Consider the following 13748-nt stretch of genomic DNA (forward strand, 5'->3'; position numbering starts at 1 on the left):
CGATCGGCCGCGCGCTCGCGGCGCCAAGGTGGGGAGCGCGGCACCGCATCCCAGCCTGACCTGCCCGAAGCAGGAAAAAGCAAGCTTTTCGCACGACGGGCAGCCGACAGTCAGGACCACGGAAGCGAATCCTTCGCGGTCCGAACACAACGCACGTCCAGGGAGAGATCGTGCCAACAGCACACCGTGTCCTGATCGCCATGATCACGATGGCGGCGACTGTTCTGGGGATGACGAGTTCGGCAACGACCGCGTTCGCGGCGCCGTCGGCTGCGTCGTCGTCCGCAGGCGACAGCAAGCACCAAGACAGGCTGACCGGCGTCGGCTCGACCGAGCGGACGACCGGGGACGAGGTCGGGATCCTGGCTGGCCGGTTCGACTGGTGGGTCGAGGCGTCCTTCTCCCAGTTCTCGCGCCAATGGACCTCTACGGGGGTGGGATACACCAATATCAAGGTCAACAAGGTCTACGACAAAAGCACAGGCAACCCGTGCAGCAAGATGAACTTCACGCTCTGGCGCTGGAACGGGTTCTACTGGTACACGCTGGGCACGAAGACGGCCAACGGCTGTGACGGCGCCGACGACCTGATCTGGCACACCAGCGGCGGGGACTACAAGTTCGAAGCCAACCCGACCCGCGGGACCGGCGGCCCGTACGTCCACGCCGAAGGCATCGTCTACTACCCGTGATGCGGCTGGCCCGCCAGCGCGAATCGACGGCTGGTCGTGTCCTGCTCCCCCGGTCACCTCGAACGTCGAGGTGACCGCGCGGCACGAGTCGGTCAGATGTCGCACGTGTCGACGGCCTCAGCCAAGTCGTGCAAGCCCATCGGGCGATGGCCACATCGTTGCGATCCAAAAAAAAAGGGGGTCAAATGAGATTGATAGCCGCCAGCATCATCACGGCCACAGCGACAAGCGCGCTTCTTCTGGCGAGCGCCGGTGGCGCTCAGGCCAATCCGCAAGACTGCTCGACCGCGCAATGGTCGAATGGTGGCCAGGCGTACTGCATGTCCGGCACAGGCGCCTTCCGCGTCAAAGTGACCTGCAAGCTGTCCTCGGGGAATGCATACGCGAGCTACGGTCCTTGGGCGAGGCCGTTCTTCGATGTCAGCAGCGCCGGCTGCAGGCCCGATTATTGGGCCGTCAACGTCGCAGTGGAAAAGCGCAATTTCTGACCGCCCCACCGGTCACCTACCGCCAGCCGGCAGCGAAGTCCGGGACTCTCGAGACCTGGGCCGCTGTCGGCCGAGATCGGTGAACGGCCACGGCTCTGCGCGTGCCGAAATCGCCCGATCAGTATCGACGGCAGGGCGGTGATGTTCAGACCTGCCCTGGTCACGTTGGGGAGTCCCTCATCCCGATGGGCGAGAATTGCTGGGCCGCCATCTCCAGCTGGCTCAAGCGCACGAAGTCGACCTTCGCGTTGAACCAACTCGACAACTCGTCGTTCTGCAGGCAACTCTTCCCAAAGGCGTGACCCCAGCGGGCTTCTCCAATGCGCTCACGAGCCTGTGGGGTGTCAAAACATGGCTTAAAAAGCCTGACCTGCGAATCAAGCTACTGCAGGTTCATACTCGTTGATCAAGCTGCCAAGCACTCGCCGCCGACGTACGGATCTACAACCGGGATTGGAAACCGGACGGTGTAACTCCCGATCAGGGAGTGCGCCTGTTGGCCGACAGGATGTGGGGCATGGCGAGGGCTGAGGACCGAAACCCGAGACCGGTCCGGACGAGCAGCTCGCCGAGCAGCTCATCAGTCGCTCCAAGGCTGGCCGATTGAAGCTTAAGGTTCCCCGAGCACTCGGAGAGGTGAATACCTGGCTCCGGTCGGGGACGCGGGGTTGGTAGATGCTCGGGTTGATCGGCGTGCCAGGCGGCCTCGTACTCGCCAGGGCTGAGCCAGCCGAGCTCTCTCCTGCTCCAGTTGGGCGACCGATACGCGGCTTATCGCGTACAGGTGCCGGGGTGGTTGCCGCGGTTGCGTGCCTGGCTGTCCCACCAGCCCGAGAACCTCAGGTGAGGTCGGCCACGCTTTCGACCTCGGAGGTCCGGCCGGCCAGGATCAGCACGTCACCGCGGTTGATCACGGTGTCGGCGGCGACGTGGGTGAAGGCCTCTCCCGGCCGTTTCACGCCGACCACCGTTGCTCCGTACTTTGATCGCAGACGGCTCTGATCGAGCGGCATGCCCACGGCCTCTTCCGGCGCGCGGGTCTTGACCATCGCGTAATCGTCCTCGAACTCGATGAAGTTCAGCATCCTGCCGGTCACCAGGTGAGCGACACGCTCCTCCATCTCGTGCTCTGGCAGCACTACGTGATGGGCCCCCATGCGCTCCAGGATGCGGCCGTGCTGGCGGCTGACCGCTTTCGCGCAGATGTGAGGAATCTCGAAGTCCACCAGCAAGGACGTGGTGAGGATGCTGGCTTCCAGGTCCGTTCCGATGCCGACGACGGCACGGTGGAACTGGTCGACGCCGAGCTGTCTCATCACCTCCACGTCAGTGGTGTCCGCGACGACAGCGTGAGTGAGCTCGTGTGCGTGCTGCTGGACGATCTTGGGGTTGGAGTCGATGCCCAGGACCTCGGTTCCCCGGGCGGTGAGTTCGAGCGGAAGCGAGCTGCCGAAGCGGCCCAGGCCGACCACCACCACCCGTGAGGCTTGTTCATCCGACAACAGATCCATGGCCGGTCGTGCTGCTTCGGTTCCATACTTGTCGGCCGGTGTAGCGCGGATTCTCAAGAATCATCGCCACGGTCCGAACGATCCACCGTTCCCCCGTTCTGTGCGCGTTTCGCTCGGGGTCTGCACCTGACGGGCACACCACGCCACGCTCGTTGAGCTCGCGCGCCAACGACGCCACCGTCCGACCACGAGCACGCTCGGCGAACATCCACCGCACCCACGGCGCCGCCACCAGATCCGGCGCCAACACCTGCACCCGCCGGCCCCACCGACCATGCACCGGATTCGGATGCCGACCACCATCAACAAACCCATACCCATACGGCGGACGGCCGCCCAGAAACCGGCCCTGCACACGAGCTTGCGTCCGCATGGCCGCCAGTACGCGCTGCCGCGCACGCGCCACCTCACGCTGTGCCTGAGCGCCCAGCAACACCATCAACGCCTCATGCACCGGACTACCCAACTCCACCGGACCACCCGCCTTCGGCAACCACACAGCAACGCCCAAAGCATTCAGCCCTGACACAACCTCTCGGAACTGATCACCGTGAAACGCCCTCTCGTACTCCCCCACAACCACTGCTTCGAAGGAACGACCTGCGGCCGCTGCTGCGGCCAGCAACGCCGCCGCTTCGGGACGGTCCTCCCATGGCCAGCGTCGCGACACACCCACGTCGAAAAACTCCGCAACGACCGAACCAACGCCGTCGATCAGCTCCTCCGACACGGCGCGCTGCCACGCACGAGACGTCTGCACATCCTGAAACACGCTCGTCGACATCCGCCCGTAGAACGCAAAGCGAAGACCAGGCTCCTCAGGCGGTGCCGCTGGACGACGACGCCGGGTCAACGCGGCAACCAGTTCGGCGTTCGTCAGCGTGGCCACAGTCAGCTCCCTCGGTCAAACCGAGACCTCCGACCGACGTCGCCGTGACGACGACTCGAACCATCTTCAGCCGAACAGCCGAACACGACCTTGGCGGCTTTCGGGGCGCAGAAAGGTCGAGTTGATGGCAAACCCGTTACTGGACAACCGGATCCAGCCGCCGCAGACCATAGTCACCGGGACGATGCGGATCTGCACGTCCGGCCGGGACCCGTCCGGGCTGACGACGAAACCGCCGCCTTCGACGATGGCAGACGCGGCGGGTCGGCGCGGCGCCGTCGTCCTGTGGCCTCACTGCGTGGCACTTAGTGTGTCTTTCGTGGACGTCGTCGTGGTCGGGGCAGATATAGCGGGTCTCTCGTGCGCACGTGCGCTGACAGAAGGCGGAGCACGAGTACGTGTCCTCGACCGAGGCCGTGTCCTGGGCGGGCGGTTGGCCAGCCGGCGCATCAACGGCCGATACACGGACATCGGCGCCGCCTACCTGGTCGCCGACGACCCCGCGTTCGCAGAGCAGACCGAGTCCTGGCAGGCGCTGGGCCTCGCCCGTCCCTGGACAGACACCCTGCGGGTCTACCCCGCGGGCACGGACACGCGCGGTCCCGTACGTTGGGCAGCTCCCGGTGGGCTGCGCAGCCTCGCTGCCGATCTCGCCGACGGGCTCGACATCCGCCTCTTTACTCCGGTCGTCTCCATCGAATCCGTCGCGCAGGGCGCGGACGCGGTGGTGCTCGCCATGCCCGGCCCCCAGGCCCTGAAGCTGTCGCCGCCGCCGGCGATCGTCCCCGCCGCGGCCTCACAGAGCTGGCAGCCGGTGATCGCCGCGGTCCTCACCTATCCGGTCCGCTCGTGGAACGGCCTTCACGGTGCGTTCGTCAACGACCACCCGGTACTCGCCACCGTGTGCGACGACGGTGACCGCCGCGGCGACGCCGCACCGGTCCTCGTCGCCCACTCCACCGCCCAACTGGCCTCCGAACACCTGGACGCACCCGCTGAGGCCGGTCCGATACTCGCCGCGGCCGTGGGGGAACTGCTCGGCATCACCGCCTCCCCGCAGATCGAGACGCACCGGTGGACTTACGCCCAGCCCGAGAAGGCGTCCGACGCCCCGTATGCGAGGGACGGCCAGGTGTGGCTGTGCGGAGATGCGTTCGGGCGCCCACGCGTGCAGACGGCCTGGCTCTCCGGCCGCGCCATGGCCAGCGCCCTGCTCGGCAAGTGAGCCGTGACCACTGCCAGCACAGCCGCGACCAGAATCGGTCTTCAGTGGCTGTCGTAATAGTCATCCGCGTCGGCTCGCGTGGTAGATCGCGGCGAGAATGTACTGGCACTGACCGGTGGAGGTAGCGTTCGCGACCCCCAAGAGCGCAAGTTCACCGTGGATACGTCGATACCCCCACGACGGGTTTCTCGGCCGCCAAACGCAGGACGCCCCGGCGGACCGACGCGACTGCACGAGGCCGTCCAGGTCTTCTGTTCACGCTCGCACGGTCGTGGCGACGCGCCATGTGGTCGCGATGCCACCTCAGCAACGTTTCCAAGGGACCGCAACCGGAGCCGACATAACGTCGCGCGGGCGAGGGGCACGAACAAGGTTGCGAGCAACGCCCTGTCCACAGCTCGCAGTCGGGGGCGATGATCGCCGAGTTGGCGACGCAGGACGGCGAGTCGGTGGCGAGGCATGCGAAGCGGACCAGCACGGCTGCGATCGTGCCGGATGATGAGCGCTACTCACCGATGCCCGTTAACTTGCACGAACATATTTCTCGGCACGTACAAGGCTTCATGGCGCACATGATCGCGGAGGACATGCCTTCTGCGGCCTCGAAGGTCGGTGTGATCTCAAAGCCGGCGGCTTCCAGTCCTTCGCGATCCTCGGCGAAGGTGAGGGTGCCGACGATGCAGTTGAGCACGAGCCGCGCTCGGCGGGCGTCGGTGCCAACGTCGGAGATGCCGATATGACTGCCGGGCCGTAGGACACGATCTTCCCGATCGAGTCCGTCTTGACCAGGTGCTCACTCACCAGCAGCAGTTGCACATGCTCTTGGTGCGAGCGTTCAAGCAGCCGATCCAAGTTGTCGACGGCAGCGCTTGAGTCAACAGAATTGCGCTTGGCCGGAGGCTGGCATGTGCAGAGACATCTCCAGTCTCGGACCGCCTTCTGGCCTGCCTCAGGTGTTCGGGTTTTCGCGTTGCCCGGTTGAAGGACGTCCGAGGTGGACCATCGCGCGATACAGGGCTGCGGCGGCGGGCGGTGGGGTGAGCGGCGGGATGTCGGTCGTGGGCGCGGCGAACGAGCGGAGCATGTGGTCGATGAGGCGGCGCCAAGTGTCGGGGGCGGCGTCCTGGGTGGCGGCGACGACGCCGGCGTTGGCCATGAGCAGGATTGGGAGATCGCGGTCGTCGAAGTCCTCGCGCAGGTGTCCGGAGGCTTTGGCTCGGGTGATGAGCTCGAGGAAGCCGTGGTAGGCCTCGGTGCGGCGGGCTTCGAGTGCTTTGGCCGCGGGGAAGGTCATGGTGAGGACCTCTGCGAAGCCACGGCCGGCGGCCTGCATGGCGCACACGGCATGGATGTAGCCGGTGAAGCCACGCCAGGGGTCTGGGTCGGCGAGCGCGGTGGCGACAGCGCGGGCGTAGATGTTCATGCGGTCGGCGAAGACCGCGGTGATGAGCGCGCCGCTGCGGCATACAGCAGCGCTCAATCGTTCATCACCGAGGCTTGCTCGGCTACGCACACGAGTGGCCGTAGTACCGACTGGCTTGATCTGACAGAAGATTGCCACTCTGAGCGATTCTCAGATTGCGACACGTATCGTCCAGCGCGTTTTCCAGGCAAAGCGGAGTCCCGCATCAAATATTCCGACCGCTGGGAATCATCCGAGCGAGACGGGCCCTCCGACGCAAAGTCGCGCCCCGGTCAGTACGCGGTCAGCGCCTACCGCCAACTCCAGCCCAACGAATACCCCACGTGAACGGGCAGCTCGCGTGCGAGGCCGCGTAGGTGCCGTTGACGTCCACCCAGGGGCCGTAGACCGTCTGCCACCAGCCCCAACGTTCGCATCCGATCGCAACGCGGACCTGCCCTGTGCCGTTCGAGCACCAGGCACTGCCAACTCCGTTGGACGCCACCGCGGCGTCGCAGTTCAGAGGAACAGCTGCCGCCGGCGACGCTGTGAAGACGATCGAGCCGAAGACGGCGGCAAGAACACAGCTTGTCGCGACAGCCGCTCGTGTTCGCATGGTTCTCATCTTGAAGCCTTCCGTGTGGATGCGATGCGACAGAATCATCCTCGTCCTCCGCTATCATTGGTTGGTCACCACAGATATTTCGACCGATCGGCGCAACGAGCGCAGGGGTGTAACTGATGGCTCACCTCGGAGCCGCTACTCCAGACATTTACGCCAGTAATACCTACTTGACCAGGATTGCGCGCGCCGCGCCTACCTGGGTCATGCAGGTATAGGTGAGTTTGATGCGGATGCAGTTGTCCTGCACCTGGTCACGGCGCACAAAGACAATGCAAAGGCAGAATGTACGCCTCGATTCCAGCCGACTTGGGAGCGCTGAGCGTGCCGAGAACTACGTCCACGCATACTCGTGGAGGACCCCCGCCGAGACGGTTCCGTCGGAGTACCGCGAGGCGTTCGATCCGGGTCAGGCCCAGGGGGTTGCAGTCGGGCTCGCAAGGGTGCTGTTGTCGCAGGACCGCAAGCTGGTGGCGTAGCGCGAGGATCTCGACGTCCTTGTCTCGATCGGCCATGCGCAGGAGCCATAGCGCGGCGAAAGCGTGAAGACGACCGTAAGCGAAGCGGACCAGCACAGCCGCGATCATGCCGGATGATGACCGCTACCCGTCGAAGTCTACTGACCTGCTCGGACGTATTTCTCGGCACGCACAACGCTGGGTCCGCTGGTGCACGCCGTGCTCAACACCCGGCGGATGCCGGGATACGTGGGCCGGCACTACCTCCTGGCGTTCGAGCCCGGCGGCGGATCAGTCCGAGACCACGCTCGCCTTGATTGACGCGGGACGCCGCTGTCGGAGCTCGTCGCGTTCGGTGTCCGGGATGGTCATCGACTCGGCGAGCACGGCGGCAAGCGCGTCCACCTGGGCGCTATCGACGTCGGTGTGGAAGAGCCACTGGATGTTCTCGTCGCGCGTGATGAGGTCGATCATCGGCTGCGCCGCCGGTGCCCGGACGTAGCGCACCTGGTCGAGCGGGATGTCCTGCTGGATCTCCGCCTGGTCGAGGAAGGTGTTCGTCCTGGCCAGGATGATGCGGCGGTCCGTGACGGCGACCAGTGTCCTGTCCGCGGTCTTGTCCATCGCCGCGGACAGCATCCCCATCGCTCCGCCGACGATCGACGACAGCGGACCGTCGTCCAATTCCTCGGGGAAACCGAGGACGCTCAGGACCTCGCCGTCTTCGAAGAGCCATCGCAGGATGCGCAGGTACGGCCCCGAGTCCAGGGACGGAGGTCCGCAGAGGACGTCCGGGGTCTCCAGCGGCGCCACCGGCGGGTGCAGGGAGTCGGCCAGGGGCTCGATCCACTGCAGCAGCCGGGCGGAGGCTTCGCGGGCCTCCTTCACGTCCTTCCGCTTGCCTGGCAACGGCCATGCGTCGGGCTCGCGCAGTTCGGCGGTGATCCGGAGCTCCCGAACCAGCGCGTCGACGAGGCTCGTGATCCCGGCGAGGGTCGAGTCGAACTCCGCCTGGGTGTCGCGGGCGATGACCTCCGCGTAGTGCGCCTCGCCGGCGTCTTCACGTCCCGCGGCCCTCGCCCGTGCGGCGCGGAGCGCGTGGTACCCCGTCCACGCGTTGAGCGAGGACAGCAGGGCGTGCACGTCGAAGGCGATGGCCTCGGCGTTCGCCTGCAGGTACTCGCGCTGGCCGCGTGCGTCGGCCCGGCCGACCCGGCGGACGTGGTCGCGAACGTTGCCCTGGTAGAGCTCTAGTTGCTTGCGCAGCAACGGTCCGCTGCCCGCGACGTCCTCCCATAGCGACGCCGGGACCGACTCGATCTCGCGCGCCTGGTCGACCGCGCGGTCGACGGCGGCGACGAGTCCGGTCAGCTCGGCCCACTGCTCTTTGCGGATGGTGGTGAGGACCTGGTTGGTCGCCGCGAGGGTGGCCCTGACGAGGCTCGAGACCTCGTTCAGCATCATCTCCAACGCCACCATGGCCAGTGCCGGGCCGACCGAGGCCAGCATCGGTGCCTTGCTCACAGCGGTCACGGGGTAGAGGCGGGCCTGAGCCATGCCGCCGCGGCCTATCACCGTGCCGAGGAAACCGCCCTCCTTGCTGGCGAGCTTTGCACCGTTGTTCAGAAGAGCCTGCGTCTTCTCGCCCAGCCGGTAGAGCCCCTGCACGCTCGCGAACGCGGTGCCGACGTTGTCGGTCACGGTCGCCGCGTTCCCGATGGAGGCGAGGATCGCGGAGATCTGCCTGCGGTCGGCGGTCGGCACGATCCCGAAGTCGATCAGGTCGAGCTTGAGTTCCGGCGGAACCTCACCGGCGAAGACCGCCACCCCGGGGAGTACCTCCACCAGGACCGTCGCCGGGTCGTTCTCCTCAGGCTCTGCGGTCTCCACCGAGTCCGAAGGCTCCTGCATCCGTTCTCCTCCCCCGCGTCGGCATCGGGGTGTCGGAGTCTACGGCTCGATGCGTTGCGGCAGAACGAATCCTCAACGATGTCCTGAATGGCGCCGAAAATGGACACCGTCCTCAACGGCTTGCGCGCAGCATGCGGAGAGGGCCGAGCGCCGGGGACGGTTCCCCCCGCGGACTCGCCGAGGTATCCGACGACCAGGTCCGCGGCGGGGTGGTCCTCGACGCCGGTGAACCCGAGTGACCACAACTGCGCGGCGATGCCGTCGGGCGTGAAGTAGCTGAACACGGATTCACCGACACCGGCCAGCCGCTCGGCACGGAGGCGCTGGTGAGCACGTTCCGCGTCGGTGGTCGCGGCCCGCAGGTAGTCGAAGACCACCTCGACCGGCTGCGCCTGGCCCGCGATGTAGGCGAGGGTGCTGTGAGCGGCCTCCGGGGTCAGGTAGTAGACGACGCCGAGCCACACGAACGTGGCCGGGAGCGTCCGGCTGAACCCGGCGGCATCCGGTTCTGGTGCCAGCGCCTGGTTTCGAAGTCGACCGGCACGAACGTCAGCGTGTCGAGGGTGTCGATTCCCGCCACGGCAAGGCGTTCTCGCTTCCACGCCTGCGTCGCGGGGTGGTCGACCTCGAAGACGTGCAGGTCTGGGTGCGGGTTGCGGTAGGCGAAGGTGTCCAGGCCTGCGCTCAGGACCACCACCTGCCGCACACCGGCGGCGACGGCCGCGGTGACGGCGTCCTCGGCGAAGCGGGTCCTGGAGGCGAAGAAGAGACGGCGGGGGCGGTCCGTCATGGCGCCGCTCAGGCGCTCGGTCCCGACCGTGCCCAGGCTCGGCAGCTCGTCCTGGGCGTAGCCGAGCGGACGTGCCGCGAGGGGGTAGTCGAAGATCTTCGGTCGGTCTTCGACCTGGTGGTAGGCGCGGGCGTACGCGGTGATGAGCGCAGTCCGGCTGGGTCCGCCGTTCTCCGTGTCCGCGACGCTACTCAGCAAGTCGCGGCGGCGTCAGGTGATCGGGGAAGCACTAGCCTCGCGCGGCTGAGCGAAGCGTGGCACGAGTTCCGTCTTGAGGTATTCGGCGAGCCGTACCTGGTGCGGCACGAGGGCGCTGACGTCAGCGCGCTGGTCGCCGAGCACGAGCGCCGACCGGAGCGGGTGGAGCGGATGGTGCGCCTCGGTGTCGCCGAACGCGATCACGTCGCGGTCGAGTCGATGGGCGCACTGGCGCGCGCCGGTCGTGCACCGTCCGACGCGGACGACGTGCTGCGGTCCGCACTTCCGTCTGCAAGCGGCACTTTCCGCGTGCGGACCGCACAGGTGCTGTGCGAGATGACGGGTGACGACGGGTACGTGTCCGAGGTGGCCGCGGTGCTCGAAAGCGGTGGCGGGCACTGGGGCGAACGGATCGACACGGCCCTGGCGCTTCCACGGCTGCCGTGCACGCCGCGCTCGTTGGCGGCGTTGCACCGCGGCGTGCTCGACCAGGAGTACCTGGTGCGCTACCACTGCGCGAACGGACTGCTCGGCCTGACCAAGCCCGGTCGCGACATCGCGAAGCACAAGGGTTTCGCGTCGGTCAGCGGCGAGGATCCCGCGCGGTGGCGTGCGGTCGCTGACGAGTTCCTCGGAGCGTTCGGTGCGCGGTCCGTCAGAATGCACTGCGACCAGGCGACCTTCGCCGTCGAACTCGGGCCGGCCGACTACTCCGCGCCGCACCTCCGGGCCGTTCAGGTGCACCTGAACGGCGTGCGGCTGTCCGGACCGGACCAGCTGCACGTGCCGAAGCTGCGCAACATCGGCGTGGACACCACTTCTCCCGACCACCTGCGTGGTGTGTTGGAGCACCTGGGTTTCGTGGACCTGCCCGAAGCGGTCGTGCTCGGCGAAGACGCGACCACGTCCACAGTGGACGGACGCCAGCCTCAGCCCCAGCTCAGAGTTCTCCCACACGGCCACTCAAAGCACGCTCGACGTGCCCGCCTTGATCAACTTCCCTCAAGGCCCGCGAGACGCATCGACACCGAGAACCATCCGTCCGAGGCTTCAGTGCCACGACTAGGACACGCTTCCCGAGGCCGCAAGAAGCATCCAACCCCCATGGTGGCGTGGGTCAGGCGGCCGTGACGTCGTAGGTGTGGCCGGCGAGCCGCAGGCGATCGATCAGAGGCCGGCCCATCGCCGTCGCAGGCGTGAGCGAGCCGGATCGCTGCAGGAGGTCGTCGAGGGCCAGGCATAGGGCGCTCTGCCCGAGCATGACGGCCGTGGCGGCGTAGCCGGGATCGCCTGGTCCGGCGACTGTGGCCCGGTAGCGGCGCCCCGAGCTGGTGGTGGCGTGCAGCACCGAACGGAACCAGCCCTTCGCGCGAGCCTGTTCGCTGGGCCCGGTACCGGGCGCGGGCAGCACCCGGTCGAGCAGGCCGCGGACGGGCTTGACCGACATAGCGCCGACCAGTCCGGCCAGCCCACCGGTGATACCGGCCGCCATGAGCGCTCCGGTGATGCCCTGCCCCGCGCCCATGACCTCGCCGTAGCGCAGCTCCGGCCCGTAGGCCCAATCGAGCAGGGCATTGCTGCGCCGCACGATGCGGGTGTTGAACGGAGCCATGACGAACGGCGCCTGCCAGGTTCCGTCGGCGGCGCGGGAGGGCATCCCCGCGTCACGGGGCTGGGCGGGCGTCGGCTCTGCTGCGCGGTCGGGACTGAGCGCATGCGGTTCGGCGGCGACGCGCCGCAGGCCGGGGTTGCTCTCGTAGGCCTCGATCTGCGCCCGCAGCGAGTCGATCGTGCCGCCGCTGAAACCGCCGCGGACCGTGGCCACCAACCGCACGTCGGTGAGCGGACCCGCGCCGTCGGCCACGGCCCGCTCGTGCAGCAACAGCATGCCCAGGTCGGACGGGATCGAGTCGTAGCCGCAGGCATGCACGATCCGGGCTCCGGACTCCAGGGCCAGCTCGTGCACGGCGTCGATCGCGGCGCGGACGAACAACACCTCGCCGGTCAGATCCGCGTAGTGCGTGCCGGCCCGTGCGCACGCCTCGACGACCGGGAGCCCGTAACGCGCATACGGGCCGACGGTGGTGGCGAGCACCCGCGTCGACGCGGCCAGCGCCGCCAGCGCGACCGGGTCCCCCGAGTCAGCGACGACCAGCGGCCACTCCCGCGCCGCCGGAGGCAGCCCGGCCCTGGTGGCGGCGAGCTTGTCCGCGGACCGTCCGGCCAGCGCGATCCGTACGCCCTCGGGGGCGTGCCGGGCCAGGTATGCGGCGGTCAGCGCCCCAACGAATCCGGTAGCGCCGTAGACGACGACGTCGTGCTCACGATTCATGACCGTCAGCATGCCCCCAGGTTCTGGTCACCGCGCCGGTCGGTCGGCCTTGGCGCGGTTCGGGAGGAACGCGGTCGTGCTCCTACACACCGCCGCGCCCACCGCAGGCCGTGCTCTCCCGCGCCATACGCTCGATCAACGCCACGACGGTCTCATCGACCCGCGGTCGACCAGCCCGATTCGGGTAGGTCCACTTCTTGGCGACCAGGCGCCGATGCCATCGCAACACCGTGCCCGGAGACACCAACCTCAGTGGTCAGTACACCTAGACCGTGGTCAGCCGACGGACGACCACTCCGCGCACCTCGCGCGCGTCCAGCGGGCCGGCCTGCCGGGAGTCGTAGCTCATGTTCTTGTTGTCGCCGGTGACCACGATCTCGTCTGCGGGGACGACGGCCGAGTCACCCGGCAGCGGGTCACCGGGCACGGCCACCGCACGCTTGATCAGCAGTGTGCGTTCTTCGTTCGTCGCGCCCGCCATGAAGTCGGCAGGTGCGACGCCGCGGCCGGGCATCCTCGGTCCCAGGAGCACGACGATGTCGCCGCGCCGCACCGAGTCGATCGCGCAGCGGCGTACCAGCACCCGGTCGCCGTCGCGCAGCGTGGGGGTCATGCTCGGGCCGGCCACCGTGACCACCATGAACCGCCTGTTCAGTGCGATCACGCCGAACACACCTCCCAGCACGATCCCCGTCACCACCGCCACGGCGGTCATCGCGCCGCCCAAGGCACGAGGATCTCGGCGACATCGTCGAACCTGATCACCACGGCGGCGACGAAGACCGCCGTCACCGCTCCGACCAGGACCCCGATGAACCCCGGCGGCGCGGTGTCGACCCCGGTCAGCCCGACGACTGCCACGGCCGCCAGGAGACCGTTGCGCGCGAGGTGCCTGCGGTTCAACAGGTCGGCGGACGCGCCGAAACACGGGCAGGCCACGCGGATGTCCCTGCGCACCGACAACTCGATGACCACGGCGAACAGCGCGCACAGCAGGATCGCCAGCGTGAAGCCGACGACCGCGACACGAGGTGGCAGCAGGAGCAGCCCGGCGGCCGTCGCTTCCGCCGCGACGACCAGCCGGGCGACTGGCCGCGGCCACGCGTCGGGCACCAGCCGCAGCCCTCGGATCGCGGCCACGAAACCGCCGAAGTCGTCCAGCTTCCCGATGGCGGACGCCGCGAACACCAGCACCAGCACGCCACGGCACGCCAAGTCCACTGCGGACAC

The 13748-nt window shown here is 67.7% G+C and carries 12 protein-coding genes and 1 pseudogene; 5 read left to right on the forward strand and 8 right to left on the reverse strand.

From position 1 onward, the window contains the following. The first annotated feature begins 200 nt into the window (after positions 1 to 200). Together IE307_RS18910 and IE307_RS18915 are read left to right on the forward strand one after the other, a co-directional pair. The gene (locus IE307_RS18910; protein ID WP_191299286.1) at positions 201 to 692 is read left to right on the forward strand and encodes a hypothetical protein; all 492 of its coding nucleotides are present in this window, start codon (positions 201 to 203) and stop codon (positions 690 to 692) included. Positions 693 to 877: 185 nt separating this feature from the next. Continuing rightward, a complete protein-coding gene (locus IE307_RS18915; protein ID WP_191299287.1) occupies positions 878 to 1180 on the forward strand; it encodes a hypothetical protein in 303 nt (100 codons plus the stop codon). An 839-nt stretch (positions 1181 to 2019) separates the two neighbouring features. On the opposite strand, the gene IE307_RS18920 is transcribed toward IE307_RS18915, so the two are convergent. Together IE307_RS18920 and IE307_RS18925 are read right to left on the reverse strand one after the other, a co-directional pair. Continuing rightward, complete coding sequence (locus tag IE307_RS18920) at positions 2020 to 2691, reverse strand: potassium channel family protein (protein ID WP_191299288.1); 672 nt, start codon at positions 2689 to 2691, stop codon at positions 2020 to 2022. Then, positions 2672 to 3580, reverse strand: coding sequence for a recombinase family protein (locus IE307_RS18925; protein WP_229904854.1), 909 nt, complete (start codon positions 3578 to 3580; stop codon positions 2672 to 2674). The genes IE307_RS18920 and IE307_RS18925 overlap by 20 nt, the downstream gene beginning before the upstream one ends. Positions 3581 to 3899: 319 nt before the next feature. Here IE307_RS18925 and IE307_RS18930 point away from each other — a divergent pair, with 319 nt between their 5' ends. Next, a complete protein-coding gene (locus tag IE307_RS18930; RefSeq protein ID WP_229904855.1) occupies positions 3900 to 4805 on the forward strand; it encodes an NAD(P)/FAD-dependent oxidoreductase in 906 nt (301 codons plus the stop codon). Between the two features lie 413 nt (positions 4806 to 5218). After that, positions 5219 to 5545: a hypothetical protein gene (locus IE307_RS18935; protein ID WP_191299289.1), complete on the forward strand. Its 327-nt coding sequence runs from the start codon at positions 5219 to 5221 to the stop codon at positions 5543 to 5545. A 209-nt stretch (positions 5546 to 5754) separates the two neighbouring features. On the opposite strand, the gene IE307_RS18940 is transcribed toward IE307_RS18935, so the two are convergent. The 3 genes and pseudogenes from IE307_RS18940 to IE307_RS47640 form a co-directional block, all read right to left on the reverse strand. After that, positions 5755 to 6285: an SbtR family transcriptional regulator gene (locus tag IE307_RS18940; protein ID WP_229904856.1), complete on the reverse strand. Its 531-nt coding sequence runs from the start codon at positions 6283 to 6285 to the stop codon at positions 5755 to 5757. A 1293-nt stretch (positions 6286 to 7578) separates the two neighbouring features. Next, on the reverse strand, positions 7579 to 9177 hold the full coding sequence (locus IE307_RS18945) for a hypothetical protein (RefSeq protein WP_229904910.1): 1599 nt from the start codon (positions 9175 to 9177) through the stop codon (positions 7579 to 7581). Then, a pseudogene (locus IE307_RS47640) lies at positions 9066 to 10186 on the reverse strand (class I SAM-dependent methyltransferase). Before IE307_RS47640 ends, IE307_RS18945 begins: the two are co-directional and overlap by 112 nt. Positions 10187 to 10285: 99 nt before the next feature. Here IE307_RS47640 and IE307_RS18955 point away from each other — a divergent pair. Continuing rightward, on the forward strand, positions 10286 to 11317 hold the full coding sequence (locus IE307_RS18955; protein ID WP_191299291.1) for a hypothetical protein: 1032 nt from the start codon (positions 10286 to 10288) through the stop codon (positions 11315 to 11317). Here IE307_RS18955 and IE307_RS18960 read toward each other — a convergent pair. The 3 genes from IE307_RS18960 to IE307_RS18970 form a co-directional block, all read right to left on the reverse strand. Next, on the reverse strand, positions 11304 to 12518 hold the full coding sequence (locus IE307_RS18960) for a saccharopine dehydrogenase family protein (protein ID WP_229904858.1): 1215 nt from the start codon (positions 12516 to 12518) through the stop codon (positions 11304 to 11306). The two genes, IE307_RS18955 and IE307_RS18960, sit on opposite strands and share 14 nt — an antisense overlap. Positions 12519 to 12783: 265 nt before the next feature. Beyond that, positions 12784 to 13245, reverse strand: coding sequence for a S26 family signal peptidase (locus IE307_RS18965; RefSeq protein ID WP_229904859.1), 462 nt, complete (start codon positions 13243 to 13245; stop codon positions 12784 to 12786). After that, positions 13230 to 13748, reverse strand: a complete 519-nt coding sequence (locus IE307_RS18970) for a MauE/DoxX family redox-associated membrane protein (RefSeq protein ID WP_191299292.1) — start codon at positions 13746 to 13748, stop codon at positions 13230 to 13232. The genes IE307_RS18965 and IE307_RS18970 overlap by 16 nt, the downstream gene beginning before the upstream one ends.

This window comes from Lentzea cavernae, assembly GCF_014653695.1.
GTDB classification, from domain to species: Bacteria; Actinomycetota; Actinomycetes; order Mycobacteriales; family Pseudonocardiaceae; genus Lentzea; species Lentzea cavernae.

Bases quoted from the DNA above. Each gene is read 5' to 3' on its own strand.
- IE307_RS18910 (WP_191299286.1), top strand. From the start codon at position 201: ATGATCACGATGGCGGCGACTGTTCTGGGGATGACGAGTTCGGCAACG.
- IE307_RS18915 (WP_191299287.1), top strand. From the start codon at position 878: ATGAGATTGATAGCCGCCAGCATCATCACGGCCACAGCGACAAGCGCG.
- IE307_RS18920 (WP_191299288.1), bottom strand. From the start codon at position 2,691: ATGGATCTGTTGTCGGATGAACAAGCCTCACGGGTGGTGGTGGTCGGC.
- IE307_RS18935 (WP_191299289.1), top strand. From the start codon at position 5,219: ATGATCGCCGAGTTGGCGACGCAGGACGGCGAGTCGGTGGCGAGGCAT.
- IE307_RS18960 (WP_229904858.1), bottom strand. From the start codon at position 12,518: ATGAATCGTGAGCACGACGTCGTCGTCTACGGCGCTACCGGATTCGTT.